We start from the raw sequence: 21,346 nt of genomic DNA, 5'->3' as shown, positions 1-21,346 counted from the left end.
TAATCTATGAGTTTTAGTGTCATGGTGTGACATCTTTTGTAGCAATTGACTATAAGAGCTATTGAAGATGTGTAGGTTATTAATAATTTCTGACACAACCATCCGCTCACCAAACCCTGGGCAAACAAAAAAGCACCCTAAATATAGGGTGCTTTAGAAAAACCATCAAAATAACTTATGTCAATGATTTAAGGTTTCTTAGATAATGATATGGTCGGTGTTTGTGGATTAGGGCCCGTAACAGTAAAAATGTACGTACCTGCTTCTGCGATAGTTAAGCTAAGGTTAGTTTGTGAGCCTTGAGATAACTCAGTTGTTGAACCTACAGTAACGATATTATTTTCGCCTGCGCCCATATTAATATTACTCCAATCAGCATCAGCAACTTTAAACTCATAAGCCTCAGCGTTGAGGGCAATTTCAACACTATAACTGCTATTGCCAAGGTAACTCAATTCATCTACAGCACCCCAGCCGTTCATACTACCTTTTACAAATACAGGCGTGCCAGCATACATTTCTGCGGCATAAATGCTTAGCGTTGGTTCGGCTAAATTTGACGCGTCAAAAACAAAAGTATAATCGCCATCTTCAGTAAAGGCCATACTGAAGTTATCATTACTGCCTGATAATAATAACTGTTGCTCACCTTCAATTATTTCCATGTCATCCGCAGGCGCGCCCATATTTACAGTTGACCAGTCAGCTGAAGCAATTTTGAAACTAGGTGTTGAAGCACTAATACTAATGGTAGTTTGATACTTACCACCACCAATGTAAGTGAACGGGTTGTCTTCACTCCAGCCATTCATGTCACCACGGACAAAGACGGCAGTACCAACAAAGGGCTCTTCATTGGTAACGGTTAATGTCGGAGCATCAAGGTTAGAAGCATCCAATTCAAAGATATAAGTACCATCTATTGCAATGTTAATGCTGAGGTTGTCATTACTTCCCGGTAATAGGGTGAACGTTTCACCTTCAGTAACTAAGCCACCTGTACCTGGTGCACCTAAGTTAACCGTTGACCAATCGCTTGAGGCAATTTTAAAACCGTAACTATCAGCATTTAAAGTGATTGTTGCTTGGTAAATGCCGTCGCCTTTATAAACTAGGCTGTCAGCTTCACCCCAACCATTCATGTCACCACGAACTAGAGGAATACCATCACCGAACGGCACTACATCAGGTGCGCCAGCGGTTGCATAAGCAGATAAACCTACACCTTGAGCTTCGCCTTGGGCTTTCACAAATACTGCAGTAGTTAATGCTGGTACGGTAAAGCTACCTTCATCTTCATTAAAACTAGCGCTTGCCACTGTTCTGTCTATTGAAGTAGCTAAACTTGGATGTAAGCTAAAGCCAGCAGCCGTAGCAACAGTATGAGTTTGTTCATTATTGCTACCGTTAACAATTACCATTACTGCGTCGTAATTTGCGTCTAAGTCGGCAAGTTCAGTACCGTCATCAATGCTCATTACAATTAAACCTTGGATTTGGTTTTTACCAATATTGTGGAAACCTACTCGGTCGATAATATCATCTGCTGTGGTTAGCCTAAATAACGGGCTAGTCGAACGAATAGCTAAAAACTCGTTAAATACTGATGATGCAAACATCATTTCAGCGCCATAAACCTTTGCTTCAGGTGTAGTTGCAAGATGTATTAGCGCATCCTTTTTATCATCTTCACTGATATTTTTAGCTTTCTCTAACTTTGAATAACCAGGGTCAATTGGTAAGCCTATATCCCAGTTATTTTCTTCTAAGGAGAAATCAACTAAGTTGTACCAGTCACCTGCATCATAGGTATTTCTGTCTAGTGATTTAGAGCGTAAGAAATCACCACCCATTTGTAAAAACGGAATACCTTGAGAAAATAATACAATTGATTGAGAAACGTTTTGCGCACGTACACGTTCATCCATAGTCATTGACGGGGTTAGATTTAGCTGTAATACATCCCAAAGTGTTTCGTTATCGTGTTTTGAAATATAGTTGATAATATCAGCAGGATCTTTAGCATACATTTTTTGCCCAAAAGAGCTACCTTGAGTATCAGAGCCACCCGCTGTTTTTAAAATATAGTCAGCTAATGTGCCTGCCATACCAAACTTGATAATATCTTGTTGGTAGAAAGCATAACCATCATCAAAGTGTTCACTATCTTCCATTTGATTATTAAATAGTGCCGCGCTTCTTACACCATCACGTAAACGATCGTTAAAGGTACCAATTTCGCTGCCGGCCATATTTTCTTGGTCTGCACGTTCAAAGCCGCGACTTTCTTTATACCAGCCTTCACCGTAGAAATGGTTATCTGGGTCAAGAGCTTGTATTGCATCACGGGCCGCTAACATTTGATCTTTTGAACCTTGGCTCATGATGTCAAAACGGAAACCGTCAAATTGATATTGTGTAGTCCATTGCTTTAATGAATCAACCATCAATTTATCCATCATTTTATGCTCAAGCGCAGTATCACTACAACAAGTACTGTTTTGTACGCTACCCGTGATTACATCACGGCTGTGATAATAACCTGGGACGATTTTATCAAGTACTGAGTTATCCCATAAACCTGATGAATTAGTATGGTTATAAACCACATCTAAAACTACGCGTAGTCCAGTGTCATGCAAGCCTTTGATCATTGCTCGCATTTCTTTAATACGAGTTACCCCTTCAGGGCTTGAAGCATAAATACCATCTGGCACATTAAAGTGTTTAGGATCGTAACCCCAATTGAAACTGTCAAAATTACGCACAAATTCCATCAATTTAGCGGCATCATCAGTAGCACTGTCATAGCTTTCGAGCACTGAACGTAACGTTTGATCGTCAATACCTTGATAACAAGGCGGTGCTTGGAAGTCTTTTTTACATAAATCAAGAACAGTGCTATTCAAGTCAATAATATTCGCAGGGTTTTCATCAATAGTGGCAATATCATTGGCAGGCAACATATGAAAATGAGTTAAACCGTTGTCAGCTAAGGTCTTCAAATGCTTCATTGGTACTGAATCAAGTTCGGTAAATGCTAAAAATTTACCACGATTTTCTGCACTGGTACTGTGATCATTAATACTGAAATCACGAATGTGACCTTCATAAATTACCGCATCTTCATAATTTTCAATACTCGCTACAGCATGACCTTCCCATCCCTCAGGTTGTAAGTCTTGGTCATTTAAATTAACAAACTGTGAGTATTCTCCATTAGTTGATAAACTCACTGAATAAGGGTCGGTACTTTCAATCACTTCAAGCGCTTTATTTTGTGGATGATAAATACTGAGTTCAAAACGATAGTATTGACGATTTAAACTCGCATCTCCTTGATATGACCAAATACCCGTAGCTGAGTCTTCACTCATTTGATGAGTTGCCGTCAGGTTTTTCTCACTATCATAAACGTTTAAATTTACGTTTTGAGCTGTCGGTGACCATACAGAAACTAATACAGTACCATTTTCATAAACTAGACCTAACGTGGCTTCATCAGCATCGTTATCGCCTTTAGTATATAAGTCATCTAAAACAAGATCTGCTTGCACATAAGTGGCGGCAATCGGGATGTCGTCCACATCATAACCTACTAGTACTAACTGATTTTTGGCAACAGCTTTAGCTTCATCAATACTTAAATCAATACTATAAGCTGGCCAGTCAGCCACTAATGGTGCTGCTGATTTTTGTTCATCAGTTAAGTTAATTGGCGTTAATTCCAACGCGGTACCATTAACTTGACCATTGTTTTCAGGATCAGCGGCAATGCCAGCCGTTGCTGAGTGATGCAGTTTAGCAACATTCACATTCGCAGCGTTCCAAACCAAGGTATTTGCATCAATCCAATGACCCGCAAAATCAGCTATTTTTAACGCTTGCTCACCTAAAGATTCAATAGGAAACTCAAACACCGAACCTTCACCAGAAATGGTAAAATTCATCCGTTGATAAGTTTCATTTTCTTGCATAAGTGGCATTTTAAAGTTTCCACCACCAAATTCTTTGCCAGCATCATCGGTACCTTTATGAACAATAAAGTTACCACATTCGTTATAACCTTCTTTTAAGTTAAATACCCAATATGCGCCATAAACTGGGTCAATGCCGGTTAGAGATAAACCGTTGTCCCAGCTTGGGGCAATTGAATCATCGGCATAGGCATCACAGGTGGTGTCGTTCCAATTATGTACTTTATATTCCGCATAGTTTTCGTCAGTGCGGTTGTAATAAAGTACGGCTTGATTATCGCTAGGAAAAAATACCGGAATAGCAGCATTAGGATCTACGCCAACAACACAGCTTTCATTTAAAGCGTCGGGGACTGTTGGTGCTGCACATTGAATAGGCTCGGGGGCTACACAAGTTGAGCCGGTTGCATCTGGCACCAAGGGCACATCGCAGCTTAATAATACTTTTCCGGGCTCAGTTGCATCACTACCGCCACAAGCTGATAACAGTAAGCTAAATAACGCGACTGTCGCTAGCCTAATAAAGGCATTGTAAGTAAACATAACAGAACTCCGTTGGCCCGAGTTTCGAGCGCTATTTGACGCTAATCTATTGTTAGCATTAAGTTGTTTGAATATTTTCATTTTTATTACTCTCTTTAACTATGCTTACAATGAATAAGTGAGACCTAAAAAGAACTGGCGGCCAAAGTATTGTAACGTGCCAGTTTGAGCGGTTTCGCCAAAGTAACTTTTGGTAGGTTCGTCGGTTAAATTGTTCACTTGGAAAACTACACCTAAATTATCATTTACTTGATAAGAGGCTTGGTAATCAAGGACAGTTTCGCCATCGTAGTTGACTGTTTGTGCTTCCACAGCGACTTGTTCAGAAACAAATTCGTCGCGATAACGCACACTTAAGCGGGTTTCGAAGCCTTGGTATTCCCAAAATAGTGTGGTTTGCAGCACATTTTCAGATAAGCCTGGTAGTGAAATAGCTAAATTTTGTTGCCCAAGTTGTGAAATTTGTTGTATTTCACTTTCGGTGTGTGAATAACTCGCATCAAAGCCTAAACCAGACCATAACTCAGGTAGGAATGAAAATATTTGCGTATAACCTAATTCAATACCGCGAATGTAACCGCCGGCTTCGTCGTTAAATGCCGTTTCAAAATCACCATTTCTGACTTCTAAGGGGATACCACTCAATGGATCGGTATAGGCTTCGGGTACAGCAAAGCCATTGCCCGCAAAGTCATATTCTGTAATGGTTTGGGTAATAATACCCGCTGATTCTATGTCTTTATAAAAAACAGCCGCAACAAATTTACCATCGGTTTCAGTAAAATACTTTTCATAAGAAATATCATATTGATTGGCATAAAACGGCTTTAAATGCGGGCTATTTTTCGCTTGGCCTCCAATTTTGGCATAACTGCCAGCATCAGTATTAACCACATTGATATTATAACTAGAGTTTGATGCTAAACGTTCAATGTTAGGACGACTCATGACTTTAGCTGCAGCAAAACGAATTTGATCGCTTTCACTTAACTGAAAATTTAAATTGATCTGTGGTAAATAGTCTCTGTAAGTACTGCTGATCACAGTAGGAAAATAACGTTGGTTAATTAGACCCACTTCGTCCGTGATAAATTGAGCACCCAAGTCAGCGTTAGCAAATTCTAATGGGTTACCTTGTGCATCTTTAATATCTTGCCCGTATTGATCTTTCTTAGTGCTTAAACCAACATCTTGCAATGATGTTGACGCTTGCGTAGTTTCCACCATGCGTACGCCAAAATTACCCGTGACTGGGATGCCCGCAATTTCTGTATTAATGTTCGCCATCACATAAATTGACAGAACATCTTCATATACTTGACCACTTTCTTTCATCGTCCAATCAGAGGTTTTACCAATCGCAGCGCCGTTAATGACACCGCTGGCTTTATCACCCCAAGTTTGCACTGGATCTGGACGTCCATCAGGGAACCAAGCATCCAATACTTTATCTTGATCTAACGCTAGGTAGCTTGGGAAGTTTGAAAAATTGCCACTCCAGTTAACAATTGTCGCCATATCATCAGTAATGCGAAGTGGCGCCTCTAATGAACTTAACGAACTATCACTACCGTATTCAAATACCGAGCGATCGTTACTGTATTCACGTTCGGAATAACGCGCACCTACTTCAATTGAAGTAATGTAGTCATTATCTAGTTCATAAGAAAAATCAACTCGAACAGCGCTTACTTCATCTGAATTAACATACGGATAGATCCCGTATTTACTTACCATTACTTTGTTTAAATCAGTAAAAGCGTCAGCTTGGTTTAAGCCAACATCAGGTAGGTCTAAACCATTCAATAAGTAGTTAATAGATACATTGCTATCAAGTTTAGGAACATCCGCGTTAGCATCTTGTGCCACTAGCGCCCAAATCAAGCCATTTTGAAATTCACTTTTTGCCGATGAATACGATAAATCCAGATTCATATTTAGGCGTTCTGTTATTTGCCAATCAGCATTAATACCAAAACTTTGCACTTCATCAACATCAGAATTATCATCGTTAACCATTTCAATGCGAGTTGCGCTGTTCGATGTGCGGCTAATGTTGCCACCAATAACAGAGTTTTCATGAAGTACAGGGTTACTAATCGCGGCTTGATCTCCTTCAAATTTCACTCGAAAACCACGAGCAAACTCTTCCGAAGTAAACTTTGAATAAAAACCATCTGTTTTAAGTTTGAAGTTATCAGTAGGTTGCCATTCAAGCGTTGCCATGAAGCCATCACGGGTCTCTTCACCGCCTTTGTGCTGTATCTCAAAACCTTCGCTGATGTATTCTTTATTGATATTAACGCCGTTATCTTTAGTCGGACCGTTAGTATCATTATCAAGATTATCAACGTCGCGTAATTTACTGTAATTTAAACCGACAAATTGCGCAGTAGCGCTTGGTTGAAATAAACGAGCATAGCCTAAAGCAACACCTAGCGTTTCATCGGCAAATTTACCTTGATATGAAACACTAAAGCGATGACCTGTAGATGTGGCATCTGGCACATCTGCGGCTAAATCGTTATACATGCCACGGGCATTAATACTAAAGGTGTGATCTTTTTCGTTAGACAAGGGGCTAGCAGTGGTTAACTCCACCGTACCAGCAACACCACCTTCAATTAATGAAACTTTAGGCGATTTATAAACTGCCGCTTTTGAAATTAACTCTGATGGATATTGATCAAATTCAACACTACGTTTACCGCCAGTAGAGACTTGTTCGCGACCATTTAAGGTTGTAGAAACAAAACCACCTGACATACCACGAATGTTAATTTCAGCCGCCTGCCCACCCGTTCTTACTGCAGAAATACCAGGTAAGCGTGTTAATGCATCCGCCATAGAAACGTCAGGTAAACTGCCTAAATCATCTGCGCTGAGTTGCTCGGTTACCGTATCAGCAAAACGTTTTTGGTTAATAGATTGTATCAGTGAGCGACGAAAGCCGGTCACTTCAATCACTTCTATTTTTTCTGGTACTTCTATGTTTTCAACTTGTTCTGCTACAGCTGTTTTCTTGTCATCTTGAGCATACAAAGCTCCAGAATAAGCAATCAAACCACTCGTCATTATAGCTAAAGTAAGGTTACTGAGTTTAAAGCTTGGTTTAATTTTAGACATTGTTCCCCCTTGATTTCATCCCTGAATATTCTATTTGTAGATCAGCCTCACCACTGATTTATTGATTAAAACCAATATAGAAAACATAAAACACAATAGATATAGACTGCATACGTATTCCTAATTGGCAAAACCCAACAATAATTGCCTTGATTGCTCAGTAATATTGTTGTTTGAAAAGTAGGCGTAAATGTCGGCAAGCGCAGCACATGCTTAATATAACTAAGTTAACATTGAATATAAGAAGAACTAATTTACAAAAAATCATTAGCGATTTTAGCTTCTAGCCACCAAAGTCGATTCATATATGAATACGTATGCAATTGTGCTCTATATTCATAAATAGCTAACATAAAAAGCAGATTAAATAATTAATTAAAATAGGATCACACGATGAAAATAAAAGTTAAATTGTTTTATCTGTAAAGGGCACTTAACACCATAGGCATTATATTCACTTCGTGTTGTCACTTGAGAATGGCCTTTCGTATCGAGTAAAGTCGACTTTTCGCCTGAATTTTTGCACCAGTTTAACTTGATGCATCCTGTGAGCTTTATTAATAATCGAAAGCGCTAAAAAGGTTGAAATTACAAATAGCAGGCTTTTATTTTTGGTGGTTGTTATGGGCTAGGAAGCTCAATCAGTAAATCATCCAAAATCAACGGGGCACTGCCTTCAGCACCACCAAATTCCCACTCAGCTCCTGCAGGAGACAAGATTCGAATACCGCCCTCGCCCGCTCTATCCCAAGTTGTAAGATAGATTTTGGCTCCTGCCCAACCGTCTTGGCCAAGCGCCGAAGCGCTGTAAGCTAACGTAATAGTACGCGCATCTTTATCTACCTCGACACTAGGGGCAGTGCCAAGCTTTTGTCCGGGTTTATCAGCAGTGGCTCCATTACTGTCAAATAAGAAATTGCCCCAGCCATAAAGCACATGAGAAAAATCCCATAGGAAACCATCTGGTGCCTCTGCCTGTAATGTAGATAAGGGCTTTATACCCTCTAGGCCTGGAAAATCAAAAAAGAGTGTAAAAGCGACATGATCCAAATGATTGGAAGCTACCCACATATCAGTGAGCTCATGCATAGTAATATCTAACAGTAATGTATCGCCAGCACTACGGGCACGAACGGCCTCAATATCCATTTGCTTGCCAAAGGTAGATTCACTTGGAGGAAAAATGTTCCCCGAAAGGCCATTGTCATCATTAAGTCCATCTTTAAACGCTACATCCCAATTGGCTTTAACTACGGTTTCGTTATATTGCTGGCGTTCGCTCGCGGCATTAAGCTCAGTAGAATACATTTCGAAGAACCGTTTATGAGTGCCTAAGTCAACAACTGGTAATGTGGTCTCCCAACGACCATTAGCATCTGCGGTGATACTTGTTACGTTATCAAGATTGCCGTCAACGACTAGCGCTAAGGTGCTATTTGGTTTGCTGATTGAGCCACTGATTGTGACGCTCTTCTTTAGCGTTTTCTTGCGATAATCCTGATCAACACTAATACTGTGAGCTGCAACTGCTTCAGCATTAGATTTATTTTCAGCTTTGAATATTAGCAGCCCCCGTGCAGGTACTTCCGTAGTCAGAGTACCATCTTGCCCAACAACCAAGGTGGTTGTATTGTTGCCAAGTTTGTCTGAGAAAATAGGCTGTAGCACCTGCCCGTCAAGCAAGCCTGTCGGCATATTATTTAGTAAGGTAGTGTGCTCTGCAGTGTTCATAATGATAAAGGCGTGCTCGCCTTTGTAGCTGCGTTTGTAAGCAAATACGCCAGCACTTGTAGGGTTATCAGCCAGTAATTCCATTGAACCACGGCTAAATAATTTGTCACCTTGACGAAGCTTTGCTAGGGATTGAGTGAATTTAAATAATTCGGAATCTTGATTAAATTGGTCGGTATCCGTTAGGTAACCACCGGCAAACATGGCTTGGCGCGAATCAACATGATTTTGCTCGTTCCCCTGATAAATCACCGGAATACCTGGGATGGTAAAAATTAACGCTAGCGCTTGCCTCATGCCTGCCTCACTGCCAGGAAACCTAGGGGTATCATGGTTATCAATGAAGTTGGGCACGATATAAGGATCAGGATAAACTTCTAAGTGTGCTTTAACGCGAAAGGTCAACCAACTGGTTGGGCGACCTGCGGCAAAAATTCGGCCCAGTTCTTCGTGCAGCGGAAAGCCAATGATTGAGGATAATTCTGGTTTTTCTTCAGTACCCAAATAAGTTAACAGTTTTCGCTCTGCAGCATCTGACAATGGTTTAGAAACATCTTTAACTTCACCAAAAGTAAGAAAATTGTCTCTGCCTGTTTCGGCTGCGGTATTAAGAATGCCGTCTTGCGCGTGCAAAAAGTCGTGCCAATAATCATGTTCAACATATTTCACTGTGTCGATACGGTAAGCATCAACGCCAGCTTCTCTTATCCAATAGTTATAAACATCTTTAAATGCTTTACGAACCAATTCATTAGAGGTGTTGATATCGTCTAATCGGCCCATTTGATAAGTCCATTCCTGCACCGGATCGTCGAGGTCAACCACAAGTGGTGTCCAGTGGTAAATGCCGGCCTTAACATGTTCTGGGTTATTGGCATTATTCATATCTAGCGGTGGCATCGTTGGCGCTGAAGTGGGGATATTATTGCCAACAAATTCGAAGCCTATGGTGGGGTCATTTGGATCGTACTCATGGTCATAATCAAAATAATTGCCCGTATGGTTGATAACGATATCTTTGATCAAATACATACCCCGGCTATGGAGCTCGTGAGATAGATTTTTGTAAGTATCTAAATCCCCAAAATGCTCGTCAATCTTTCTGTGGTCTATTGGCCAATAGCCATGAAATCCGCCATAATTCTGCGCCGCATTCCACCATTGGTTAGTAACAGGTGGTGTGGTCCACAAGGTGGTAGCACCAATATTTTGAATATAATCTAATTTGTCGATAACCCCCTGCAGATCACCACCGCTATAGTGGCTTTCTTTTTTAGGATCATAGAGGTTATAACCTTGATCATTTCGAGCGGGTTCACCGTCGTTGAAGCGGTCAATCATGAGGAAGTAAATAATCTGATCTTGCCATTCTGGTGACGGAACATGTATTAACCGTCCATCTACGCAGCCAGATATTGATGCATCGCAGGCATTAGTTAGGTTTGCTTTATCACTATGAACAGTATCACTACAGCCATTGCCAGCAAGCATAATTAAAAATACCGCCGTCAAAAGGTAAACACGACGTTTGTGAATTCTAATATTCATAATTTTTCCCGATTAAGTTCCTGAACAGCCGCCATTAATTTGAATGCAAAACAAAACTGATTTTTAAAAATATCAACTGGTTATCTTTAAAAAATTTTTCTATACGTTCGTCATATTCCCAATCACAAAAAAATTACACGCCCTACTTTTTATTGCATAAGTAATTGTTTTTAAAAACATCCCTTTCATCACAGCCGAGCTTATTGTGAAGCTGCTTCGTGGAGTTTGCTTTGTTGGCTAAGGAGCTGTGTTAGTAGTTCAGAATTATTGATAGGGCTATTAAGTAGTAGCACCGCTACGCCATGAGATTTCACTGTGAGATTCAAGGCTAAATTATTGTTATCAATAAGATACTCTTGACCCGTCATTGCATCGGTCCATAGTCCTGTACTCATCATTTTGTCCAGAGTGAACTCGGCTTCGCTATCACCTTTATTCAGTAGCACTAATGCGGTTTGGTTATCACCATTGTTTTGGTAAACACGATAGAAGCTTGCCAAATCACCTTTAAAGTCGGCATTAACTTGTAAGCCCCGTTGTAAGGCAACTGAGCTTTTTCTAACATGGGCTATGCTGGTTAACTCATTATGTATAATGTAATTTTTAGCTTGTTCAATTCTTTGCTGACCGAGATAGTTTCGATTACCTTTATGCTCTGGCTGTCCTGTCATAAAATTGATTTCAGAGCCATAGTAAATTACAGGAATTCCGCGAGTGGTAAATAACCAGTTATTGGCATCGATGAAGCCTTCATCAGTGGCATTCATGCGTTCCATGTCGTGATTATCGTAGAAAGTCATTAGCTCATACGGGTTTTGATAAATACCGTCATCTAGATGTAAATACGACAATATATCGCTAAAATCGCTATCCGTATTTTCAAATACTTCGGTGATCGCTTTTCTGCCTGGGAAATCTAAAACACTAGCACCACCATTTTCAGGACGAGTATGCTCAGCAATAAATTCTGCGTCATAAGAGTAGCTTTCGCCGAAAATAAAAATATCAGGATGATGCTGACGAATACGGTCAAAGAGTTTTTTCCAGAAGTGATGTGGCATTTCTTTAATAGTATCAACACGAAGAGCATGGGCGCCTTGTGCTATCCACTTAAGATAAGCTCCTTCAAAATAATCTAGCACAGCTTCATTGTTTTCATTTAAATCTGATAGTTGTGCAAGGCCAGTATGGGTATTGAAAAAGGCATGCATCGGGTTACTAGGATCGAGCTTTTCAGGATGGATATTTTGATGATTGGCAACTAGCTTGCCACTTTGATCATATATTTCGCCAAACTTAGGCTGATCTTCTACCATGCTGTATGAAGGCGAACCGTGATTGGCGACAATATCAAGCACGAAATTTAAATCATGCTTATTTTTAAGTTGCTTAGTTAAGTCAGCAAAGCTTAAGTCTTTTGACGGTAGATGTTCATCAACTTGGTAAAAATTATTGGCCCAATAGCCATGATAACCGGTTTTTCCGCCATCTTTGTAATACTCACCAAAAGCGACTTTATCACCACCATTAAAAGCTTGGTCTGGGTTGTCATATATCGGTGTTAGCCAAACCGAAGTGAAACCCATATTTTGAATATACTCGGCGTTATTTAATACACCTTTGAAGTCACCACCTAAATAGCCAACATTAGCTTGTTGTCCATCCGGGCCGTTCAGTGGAATATCGAAACTAGGATATTTTCCGCCTTGCGCTTCATGATTGTTAGTTTTATCACCATCAACGAACCTGTCAGTTAATAAAAAATACACTGATTCAGAAGCATAAGGATCCAAAGTACCGTAAAATTCTGGTGTTTGTTTATTCGACATAACTGATGAATTTGAAGGCAACGTTACTGAAGATGTACAGCCAAAAATTGAAAAAGATAAAATGGAACTAACAGATGTTATGATCAATGCTCGGCTAAAATTCATAGTGGAATTATCCTGTTTCATACCATTACCATCCTTTATTCTAATAGCTATTGTTGGCACTAATCACTAGTAAAGAAAGGTTCAGCTGATATTTTATAAGTTATTATTTGTAGTGCTATATCCTAATTAGTTAGTCAGTTCTAATACAAGTATCTACATACGTATTCATTTATTACCGGCCTGCAGGGTATAATTAACTTAGCCATTTGATTAGATATATTTATTGCGCGATGGAGTGAAAACGATATAGCGGTTTATAACTTGGATAATTGTAATTTCTGATTTTTAGGCTGGGTATATAATTGGACTAAAAATATTGAGTAGAATGGACTCCAATGTTCATTTCTCAAAAATATTAAGAAAAATACTGCTGCTTTCACATGCTAGTCTAGAGGCTGTTGAAAAAAGTGACTTAGATAAATAAGGTAATTGGTCTAGGACAAGCTTACTTGTGATACCTAATATGATATTTTCTGGAGTTCGTAGAAGGTGAGTATTTTTTACTGTCTTGAGAGGTACTTTAAATATTGGGTGGCAACCCTAATAGCCACACTCCGGCACATGAGTCGTCTGCTGCGGTTGCTTCCTTCCGGACCTGGCCGAATTCACAGAGTATCATTGCGGAGGGACCAAAAGGGTCACCATAGAAGCGCTGAAAGAATCTCTTTAGCGCGGCGCGAATTATCGCTAATCAATTGCTTGGTTGCAAGCGCTAGTTACGAAAATCAGACTGCTTGCGGATTTTTTGCACAAACATCAGCAAATATTTGCTTAAATTCGACTAACTCTTGATTTATATCTCCCGTTATAAGGACGGCGGAATGAAATCGCACTTCTTTTTTAATGAAATCAAAACTCACCGGTACAATGGGAACATTAGCTTGCTTGGCGATTTGCAAAAAGCCAGTTTTCCACTCAATAGTTTTACTACGGGTTCCTTCCGGTGCAATGCCTAGAATAAATTGCTCATGAGCTTTAAATTCTTCTACCATTTGACCGACAACGCCATGACTATGACTACGATCGACACCAATACCACCAATGGCAGTCAATAACGATTTAACTGGCCACCGGAATATGCTGCCTTTAGCGAGAAAAGACACTTTCAGGTTTAATGAAAAGACACTGGCGATGGCAACAAAAAAGTCCCAATTGGAGGTATGAGGCGCCACCGCAAGAATAAACTTTGGCTGTTTTGGCAACTCTCCAATAATCTTCCATCCAAAGCACACCATCATGTAACTTGCGCATCGTCTTAACATGCCATAATCGCGGGTTGCGATACACGAATGTAACGTTGGCGTTTGCAATTTATTCATTTTTCGCTAGCCAAGACTCAACGTTCTCTTGCTAATTTTTCGTTAATTTCTAGCAGTACTGATTTGATAACAAGTAAGTTTTCTTTGCCTAATCTAAGCAATAGCTTCTCTGCGTCATCTAAAGACTCTAAAGACTCATCTTTGTATTTATACATAACGCTAGGACGTTCTAACTCAGGTTGATTTTTTGGGACTTCCATATCTAAAACCTTGGTTATGGCGTTATGCAACACTTCGGTAAAGTCTTGTTCTGGATATCCTAATTCTCCATATGCTTGATCAATTAACGGTTTCAATTCAACGTACCATTGCACAAGCATTTCGCTATCCATCGAGCGTAATAGATCAACATAATTACTAAATCTGCGAGCACTACTCTCATCCCACTGCCATTTAATTCCCTCGTTTGTTTGTTCTTCTACAGCGGTAAATTTCGCATTAGGGGTAATTAAAGGTGTGTGTTCATAGGCTAGGGTTCCTTGACTAAAGTTATCAGTAAAGACCACAAAGCGGCGGATCATATCGTCAGTAACCACCAGTTTCAGTAATTCTTTACGCCAAGTTAACGTTGGCAATTTAGTACTGAACCAAGTGTCACTTTCGTCTAAGGTAGGTAATACAATTTCAGGTTCAATATCAGTAGTGTCTTCTTCAACTTGCTCTGTCGTAATATCCGACTCAATGATCTCAGGCGTAATATCAATTTCAAGCACGGGCTCTTCAACGGGTGCAATGACGGTAGGAACAGCAGTATCAATAACTTTATTGTCATCTGCAGCAATAACATAGTAATAGATAACAAAAGCGATAATAGCAGCAATGATTATGGCAATAATAGCCCAAGGCGTTTGTTTTTGTTCAGTATTTTGAATTGACATAATAACCCTTGTTCTTTGTAATAAATGGAATAAAAAATGATGAAATTCGTAGTTGAATTTTAAACGTTATCCTATATTAATTCTGTGCATCAGCCTGATTTTCAGGTAAGGATGCGATAAATGCTGGGTGTCGATTGCAATTTTCTGCTACTCGACAGATATTTGGAAATTTGCTCATATCAAGATTAAATCGATATGCATTATATACTTGAGGCACTAAACAGATATCGGCCATCGTTATATTATCGCCAAAACAATATTCTCCAGAGTTTAGCTTTAGCTGGTGCTCAATAGCGACAAAGCCTAAATTCATCCAATGATGACTCCAGGTCAGTTTATCACTTTCTTGCAGTGAAAAATTATTAACTAAGTATTGTTGTACGCGTAAATTATTAACCGGATGTATTTCACAGGCTACATCCAGTGCAAGCGCCTTTATTTTTGCTTTAGCAACTATGTTTTTAGGGTAGATAGCAACCGAAGGATATTTATCATCTAGATACTCAATTATCGCAATCGATTGATGTAGAGTAACATCTTCGTCAACTAAGGTTGGTACTAAATGCGTTGAGTTTAACTCTGTGTAAGCATCTTTATGTTGTTCTCCGCCCTCTTTTACTAAATGCACTGGAATTGATTCAAACGTCAATCCTTTTAGGTGCATAGCAATTCGAACTCTATAAGCGGCAGACGAACGCCAATAACCATATAATTTCATTTCTAATACTCATATAACGTTGGACATAACACCAATATAGAATGACTAATACATTGGCATATTTACGTTAAATTTTAACGGTTTTTTTATTAATATCGTAGTCACGTAGCTTATTTGCAATGGCGGTATGACTAAGCCCTAATTTTTTCGCTAATTGTCGTGTACTTGGATAAGCAGGATAAAGTTTACGCAATAAATCTGCTTCAAAATTTTTCACGGCCGCATCTAACGTACCTTCAAAGTCTTGCTCAAGGTAGCCATGTTCTCGTGTATATGCAGGCAACTGCAAGTGTGAGGTCATGATTATATTACCTTCAATTAATGATACTGCCCGTATCAGCACGTTTTCAAGCTGCCTAACATTACCCGGCCAAGGATAATGTTCAATAAACTCAAGACATTCGTTGTCAAAAGAAATATGCGATTTACCAATACGTTGACCAAACTTAGCGACAAATAGTTCCGCTAAAGGCACAATATCTGAACGGCGCTCACGTAACGATGGAATATTAAGCCCCAACACATTTAAGCGATAATATAAGTCTTCTCTAAACTCACCTAAAGAAACCATATTAAGTAAGTCTCTGTTTGTTGAGCCGATAATACGTACATTCACTTTGATTTCTTTTTCATCATCAATGCGTCTGAAAGTTCCGTCTTGAATCACCCGTAACACTTTAGTTTGTAACTTAGCCGACATCTCGCCGACTTCATCGAAAAATATGGTGCCGCCATCAGCTGACTCAAAAATGCCACGTTTACTATTTAATTGGCCTGCAGCGCCAGAGCCAAATAACTCAGTTTCCGCGGCATCATCTGGCAACGCTGCACAGCTTAACGTCATAAAAGGTTTGTCTGTGCGATCACTGGCAGCATGGCAAGCACGCGCCAGTAACTCTTTGCCCGTGCCTGTTTCCCCAACAATCAACATAGAGGAGTCTAGCAAGGCCATACGCTTAGCTTCGCGTATCAATTTACGCATTGAACTACTATTAGCCTGAATACCGGTAAAGTCATTTTCATTAGCTTTTTTAAAAACACTAATTTGCTGACCTAACCTTGCTTCTGACTTTAATATCAGTACCGCGCCAGCGAGGACTTTCTTTTCTTCACCTTCAGCAATATGTATGGGAATGATATCAGCAACAAAATCGTCATCTTGAAATTTAACACGGCGGGTTTGAGCCAACACCTCTTCACTGTCGAGCCAACGAGAAAAGTTAAAGCCTTTTAACCATTGCCCTACATGCTCGCCAATAATATGCTCTAGTGATTCACACATTATTTGCGCGGCAATGTTATTGACCACTCGAATTTGGCCTTTATTATCAACCGAAATAAAAGGGTCTGGAAAGGTTTTAACTAAGGTTTCAAATTCGTTTCTTTCACGTTCAGATGGCATGTAAGGCGTTGTTTTAACATCGACAACACCATCAATTAAACGTAATTGAGGCATAAAACTTTGCAGCTCAGAAAACTCTAAATCAGGGATATTAATAAAAATTTTTCCCGGCTGTTTTAGCTCAATACCACGCAGGTCAATCCCACGCTCAACAAATATTGCCAGCACACTTTGCGCAATACCAACTCGGTCTTGGCAACCAATTTCTAAACGCATTTATTAACCTCAAGCAAACAACAAAAATCTAATACCTCTATTGTAAACTAATTTTTACAACAAAAAAAAGCCTCCATTTTTAGGAGGCTATTCATTATGACTAAGAAAACATTACAGAAGCTGATCAGTTTTTGCTGCACAAATAAAATCATTCTTATGCAGCCCTTTAATAGCATGGGTCCACCAAGTAACCTTTACTTTTCCCCACTCTAATAAAATGGCCGGATGATGAAATTCTTTTTCTGCTAATTCAGAGACTTTATTTGCAAAAGCCCATGCTAGCTTGTAGTTTTTAAACTTATAAACCCGTTCTAGCATCATAATACCCTCGTTCACTTCAGGAACCCAATCAGGTATTTGTGCTAATAAACTTGCCAATTCGTCATCACTAACTTTTGGCGCGTCGACTTGGCATGCTTCACATTGTTGATTTGATAATTCGCCGCTCATAAAAAATTCCTTAACTTGCTTTTAATTCAAATTTAGCTGGATGTAGACCTATTTTTTTCGCTTGTTCTACTAAGGCCATAATATCTTCTACTTCTAATTTTCGTATCTCATCGAGATCACTGACTTTGGTTAGCATAAAATAAACCGGTTGCAGAATATCAATACGATATTGTGTCCGTAATACATCTAAAACATCGAGTGGTTTCCTTTCAACATTTTTATCATTTAATGCATATTCAGTTTCCGTTGGTGAAGACAAAATACCGCCACCATATACCCGTAAACCTTTAGGCGTATCAAGTAAGCCAAATTCAACAGTAAACCAATAAAGTCGAGCTAAAAACACCCGGTCTTCTTTCGAAGCATTTAGCCCCATCATGCCATAAGCTTGAGTATAATTAGCAAAAGACTCGTTGGTGAGTAAAGCACAGTGGCCGTATATTTCATGAAAAATATCTGGCTCTTGTAGATAGTCAAATTCTTCTTGTGAGCGAATAAAAGTCGCAACAGGAAATTTCTTTTCTGAGAGTAATCTGAAAAATTCACCAAAACCGATAAGTGCGGGTACCGGTTCACAACTCCAACCGGTTGTCGCTCTTAATACCTCACTCACTTCTTCTAACTGTGGTATACGATCAATAGGAAGGTTTAGCTTTTCTAAGCCTTCATTAAACTCATCACATGCTGTGTTTTTTACCGTTGAAAGTTGCCGAGTTATCAAGGCTTGCCATATTTGGTTTTCTTCTGCTGTCCATGCAATATTGCCATGTTCATCAGCAACCTTCGATACGTACTTAGTCGCCTTCGCCATTCGTGTAACCTTACTTTGTTAATATCAAATTATTATTAATTTTATTTTGATATGTAAACTGCTTTAGTTGTCACAATAGTAAGGCAACATTGATAGAAAAAGCACGACTTTGAATGTGGCTATTTTTCAATCAGAACAATGAATGTGTAAAATATGTGTTACATCTAAGTGTACAATTATAAAATTATCTATTAATTTCAATACTGTAAGTTATTTTCTTTTCACTAGCGCTTGTACTTGGCTAACAACTTGTTGACGAATATGACCAAGCTTAGGCGCGTCATCAGTAAAAGGAATAGGTCGACATAAGTGCATGGCTTTTAGGCCTAATCGGGCAGTTAACATTCCCGCACCTAAGCCTTGTGCCATACGCGCTGATAACTTCCCTAATAGCTCTACACCTAGCAGATCAGCGCCTAAATCAGCGACTAATTCACTTGCACCAGCATAGGCCATATTTATAATAACTTGTTTAATTAGCTTTACTCGGCTCCAATAGCCCAATTTTATGCCATATAAAGCCGCGATTTTATTAATCAGTCGCAAATTTCGCCAAAGCATCAGCAGCATATCAATAATTGCAATTGGACTTAATGCTACTAATACAACTGACTCAGAAGAAAACTTTGCAATTTCTTTCAATGCTTTTTGATCGACCTGAGACAATATATTGCGCTCATATAACTGTAGTATTTCAACATCACTATACTCTTCAAGATTTAGCTTTTGCCAAGAGCTGTGATCGAATTCCGCTAAGTCACCCGGTAAACGCTTAGAAATTTTATCGCAAAGGCTTGCTGCATCAACGTTACCTTCTTTATTGAAAACATCTTGAGCTTTTTGTTTTAGGTTTTGTTGGTACTTAAACTGCCTGAGTCCTGAAAACTCACGCCAAACTGTACGGCCACAAACCAGTGACAAACCAGCCAGTAAAATAGCATATAAACTGGCAATAATCGGCGATTGACTAAAGCCGTTAATAAAAAATTGTACAGCTTCAACTCCAACTAATGTAACAAATACTAAGCCTATAGTGCGCCAAAGCCAGCTGGGTTTTTCAGGTTCAATAATAATGTTATCGTCTACTTGTTCTACTTGCTCATCACAAACCCAGTCTTGCTCATCAACAATAATTTGTGGGGTATTTTCTTTGATTGGGCTTTCGTCAATATCAACCGCATCAAACAATATTTGTTGTTGAAATTTTTCTTTATTTTCTATCATTTTAATTTGTCCCCAAGCAAAAACTGCAACATTTGATCCATACGAAGGTGCGGTAAGCATTCATCACTACTCACCGACTCAATGGGTGCGAAAGCAATATAATTAAATGGCTGCTTTTGCCAATACTCTAACGTTGGAATGCTCGCTGGAACAGCTCCAGGAAATAGTGTGATCATTTGATCATTGCTCAACTGTCGACCCTTTATAACAGGAATATTTTGACCTTGATATTGGCTTTTTCCCACTTTGGTGGCTTTGACCGAGGCAATAGCGATTGTTTTCATTTTAATAGCATCAAAACTCAGTGTTTGCTTGGTTTGAAAAACAAGTTTGTTGAGCAACGACACTAAGTTCTCATGTTGTTCAGGTGTGATATGGTCAGCCTTTGTCGCAGCAAAAAGTAAACGATCTATTTTTGGAGAAAATAACCGCGACAATAAACTCGATTTTCCATATTGGAAGCTTTCCATAATCATCGCCATGGCATTTTGTAAATCTGCGAAGCTTTCTGGACCATTGTTTAGTGGTGTTAAGCAGTCAGCAAGCACAATTTGTCGATCAAAATTAACAAAGTGTTCTTTGTAAAAGCGCCGTACGACACGTTCTTTATATTCAATAAATCGCGCTCGTAGCATACCGATATAACAGTCGTCTTTGGCATTTTGATAGTTATTACTGTCAATGTTGTCAAACTCACTATATGGAAAAAACTGTAATATTGGTGCATCTTCTAACTCACCTGGAAGAATAAAACGTCCAGGCTGAATCACTGATAAACCGAGCTGATGACGGAACAGAAGCAATAAGTCAGTATATTCTTGTGATAACTGCGCTAGAACGGCTTCATCAACACTAGCGAAAGGATCAAATTCAGCCAGTTTATCCAGAAAGCCCTGTGCATGTTCGTTTCTTGGTGCTTGTTTGAGTAGCATAGTAGTTTGCATCGACCATTCTTCAAATGTTAGCGATAACATAGGAAGATCAAGTAGCCATTCACCAGGATAATCGGTTATATCAATATAGAGTGTCGCTGACTCTGTAGCGTATTTTAATATCGAGTCTTTGGGTTGATAACGCACTGCTAGGCGTAATTCGCTTATACCATTAGTCGGTTTTGGCCATTTGGGCGGCGACTGACACAAGGCAGATAGTGCGCCATCATATTCAAATCTTGGTATGTGCAGGTGCTTTTGTGGAACGCGTTTAGCGGCGATGTAACGACCTTGATGGACAACATTAAAAAAACTGAGCTGAGAATTACTGCCTTCGTTGAGTAACTGATTAACTAAAGACGTAATAAATGCGGTTTTACCACTGCGGCTAAGTCCTGTTACGGCCAGGGTTATATGTTGATCGATAGAACGATTAACAATGTCACTGGCTTTTTGCTTTAACTTTTTTATCTGAGCTTTACTAATAAATGCCATACTTAAGTGCTATCTTTTGGTTTTTCAATACGTTGAAGGCCG

At 39.4% G+C, this 21,346-nt stretch carries 12 protein-coding genes and 1 other RNA gene; all 13 read right to left on the bottom strand.

What is annotated here, in order from left to right:
* Positions 1 to 188: 188 nt before the first annotated feature.
* Positions 189 to 4,520 (bottom strand): pullulanase-type alpha-1,6-glucosidase, encoded by a 4,332-nt coding sequence (gene pulA / locus B5D82_RS03190; protein ID WP_081154271.1) that lies wholly within the window; start codon positions 4,518 to 4,520, stop codon positions 189 to 191.
* Between the two features lie 105 nt (positions 4,521 to 4,625).
* Positions 4,626 to 7,646: a TonB-dependent receptor gene (locus B5D82_RS03185; RefSeq protein ID WP_081149191.1), complete on the bottom strand. Its 3,021-nt coding sequence runs from the start codon at positions 7,644 to 7,646 to the stop codon at positions 4,626 to 4,628.
* A 621-nt stretch (positions 7,647 to 8,267) separates the two neighbouring features.
* A complete protein-coding gene (locus B5D82_RS03180) occupies positions 8,268 to 10,925 on the bottom strand; it encodes an alpha-amylase family glycosyl hydrolase (RefSeq protein ID WP_081149189.1) in 2,658 nt (885 codons plus the stop codon).
* A 200-nt stretch (positions 10,926 to 11,125) separates the two neighbouring features.
* Positions 11,126 to 12,880: an alpha-amylase family glycosyl hydrolase gene (locus B5D82_RS03175; RefSeq protein ID WP_245807547.1), complete on the bottom strand. Its 1,755-nt coding sequence runs from the start codon at positions 12,878 to 12,880 to the stop codon at positions 11,126 to 11,128.
* Between the two features lie 517 nt (positions 12,881 to 13,397).
* Positions 13,398 to 13,494, bottom strand: an RNA gene (gene ffs, locus B5D82_RS03170) — signal recognition particle sRNA small type.
* Between the two features lie 90 nt (positions 13,495 to 13,584).
* The gene (locus B5D82_RS03165; RefSeq protein ID WP_245807546.1) at positions 13,585 to 14,178 is read right to left on the bottom strand and encodes a 1-acyl-sn-glycerol-3-phosphate acyltransferase; all 594 of its coding nucleotides are present in this window, start codon (positions 14,176 to 14,178) and stop codon (positions 13,585 to 13,587) included.
* Positions 14,179 to 14,195: 17 nt separating this feature from the next.
* The gene (locus tag B5D82_RS03160; RefSeq protein ID WP_081149185.1) at positions 14,196 to 15,056 is read right to left on the bottom strand and encodes a DUF3014 domain-containing protein; all 861 of its coding nucleotides are present in this window, start codon (positions 15,054 to 15,056) and stop codon (positions 14,196 to 14,198) included.
* A gap of 76 nt (positions 15,057 to 15,132) precedes the next feature.
* Positions 15,133 to 15,774, bottom strand: a complete 642-nt coding sequence (gene maiA / locus B5D82_RS03155; protein WP_081149184.1) for a maleylacetoacetate isomerase — start codon at positions 15,772 to 15,774, stop codon at positions 15,133 to 15,135.
* A 67-nt stretch (positions 15,775 to 15,841) separates the two neighbouring features.
* Complete coding sequence (gene tyrR / locus B5D82_RS03150) at positions 15,842 to 17,392, bottom strand: transcriptional regulator TyrR (protein ID WP_081149182.1); 1,551 nt, start codon at positions 17,390 to 17,392, stop codon at positions 15,842 to 15,844.
* 111 nt (positions 17,393 to 17,503) lie between these two features.
* The gene (locus B5D82_RS03145; RefSeq protein ID WP_081149180.1) at positions 17,504 to 17,842 is read right to left on the bottom strand and encodes a 4a-hydroxytetrahydrobiopterin dehydratase; all 339 of its coding nucleotides are present in this window, start codon (positions 17,840 to 17,842) and stop codon (positions 17,504 to 17,506) included.
* Between the two features lie 10 nt (positions 17,843 to 17,852).
* Positions 17,853 to 18,653 (bottom strand): phenylalanine 4-monooxygenase, encoded by an 801-nt coding sequence (phhA, locus tag B5D82_RS03140; protein ID WP_081149178.1) that lies wholly within the window; start codon positions 18,651 to 18,653, stop codon positions 17,853 to 17,855.
* A gap of 210 nt (positions 18,654 to 18,863) precedes the next feature.
* A complete protein-coding gene (locus tag B5D82_RS03135; protein ID WP_081149176.1) occupies positions 18,864 to 19,877 on the bottom strand; it encodes a YcjF family protein in 1,014 nt (337 codons plus the stop codon).
* Positions 19,874 to 21,304, bottom strand: coding sequence for a YcjX family GTP-binding protein (locus B5D82_RS03130; RefSeq protein WP_216629016.1), 1,431 nt, complete (start codon positions 21,302 to 21,304; stop codon positions 19,874 to 19,876). The genes B5D82_RS03135 and B5D82_RS03130 overlap by 4 nt, the downstream gene beginning before the upstream one ends.
* Positions 21,305 to 21,346: the final 42 nt, after the last annotated feature.

Origin of the sequence: Cognaticolwellia beringensis (assembly GCF_002076895.1) — a bacterium.
Lineage (GTDB): Bacteria > Pseudomonadota > Gammaproteobacteria > Enterobacterales > Alteromonadaceae > Cognaticolwellia > Cognaticolwellia beringensis.
The sequence above is the reverse complement of the archived record's forward strand: the minus strand, read 5'-3'. Positions and strand labels throughout refer to the sequence as shown.

Bases quoted from the DNA above. Each gene is read 5' to 3' on its own strand.
- tyrR (WP_081149182.1), bottom strand. From the start codon at position 17,392: ATGCGTTTAGAAATTGGTTGCCAAGACCGAGTTGGTATTGCGCAAAGT.
- phhA (WP_081149178.1), bottom strand. From the start codon at position 18,653: ATGGCGAAGGCGACTAAGTACGTATCGAAGGTTGCTGATGAACATGGC.
- B5D82_RS03165 (WP_245807546.1), bottom strand. From the start codon at position 14,178: ATGAATAAATTGCAAACGCCAACGTTACATTCGTGTATCGCAACCCGC.
- B5D82_RS03160 (WP_081149185.1), bottom strand. From the start codon at position 15,056: ATGTCAATTCAAAATACTGAACAAAAACAAACGCCTTGGGCTATTATT.
- B5D82_RS03180 (WP_081149189.1), bottom strand. From the start codon at position 10,925: ATGAATATTAGAATTCACAAACGTCGTGTTTACCTTTTGACGGCGGTA.
- pulA (WP_081154271.1), bottom strand. From the start codon at position 4,520: ATGTTTACTTACAATGCCTTTATTAGGCTAGCGACAGTCGCGTTATTT.
- B5D82_RS03185 (WP_081149191.1), bottom strand. From the start codon at position 7,646: ATGTCTAAAATTAAACCAAGCTTTAAACTCAGTAACCTTACTTTAGCT.
- B5D82_RS03130 (WP_216629016.1), bottom strand. From the start codon at position 21,304: ATGGCATTTATTAGTAAAGCTCAGATAAAAAAGTTAAAGCAAAAAGCC.
- B5D82_RS03175 (WP_245807547.1), bottom strand. From the start codon at position 12,880: ATGAAACAGGATAATTCCACTATGAATTTTAGCCGAGCATTGATCATA.
- B5D82_RS03135 (WP_081149176.1), bottom strand. From the start codon at position 19,877: ATGATAGAAAATAAAGAAAAATTTCAACAACAAATATTGTTTGATGCG.
- B5D82_RS03145 (WP_081149180.1), bottom strand. From the start codon at position 17,842: ATGAGCGGCGAATTATCAAATCAACAATGTGAAGCATGCCAAGTCGAC.
- maiA (WP_081149184.1), bottom strand. From the start codon at position 15,774: ATGAAATTATATGGTTATTGGCGTTCGTCTGCCGCTTATAGAGTTCGA.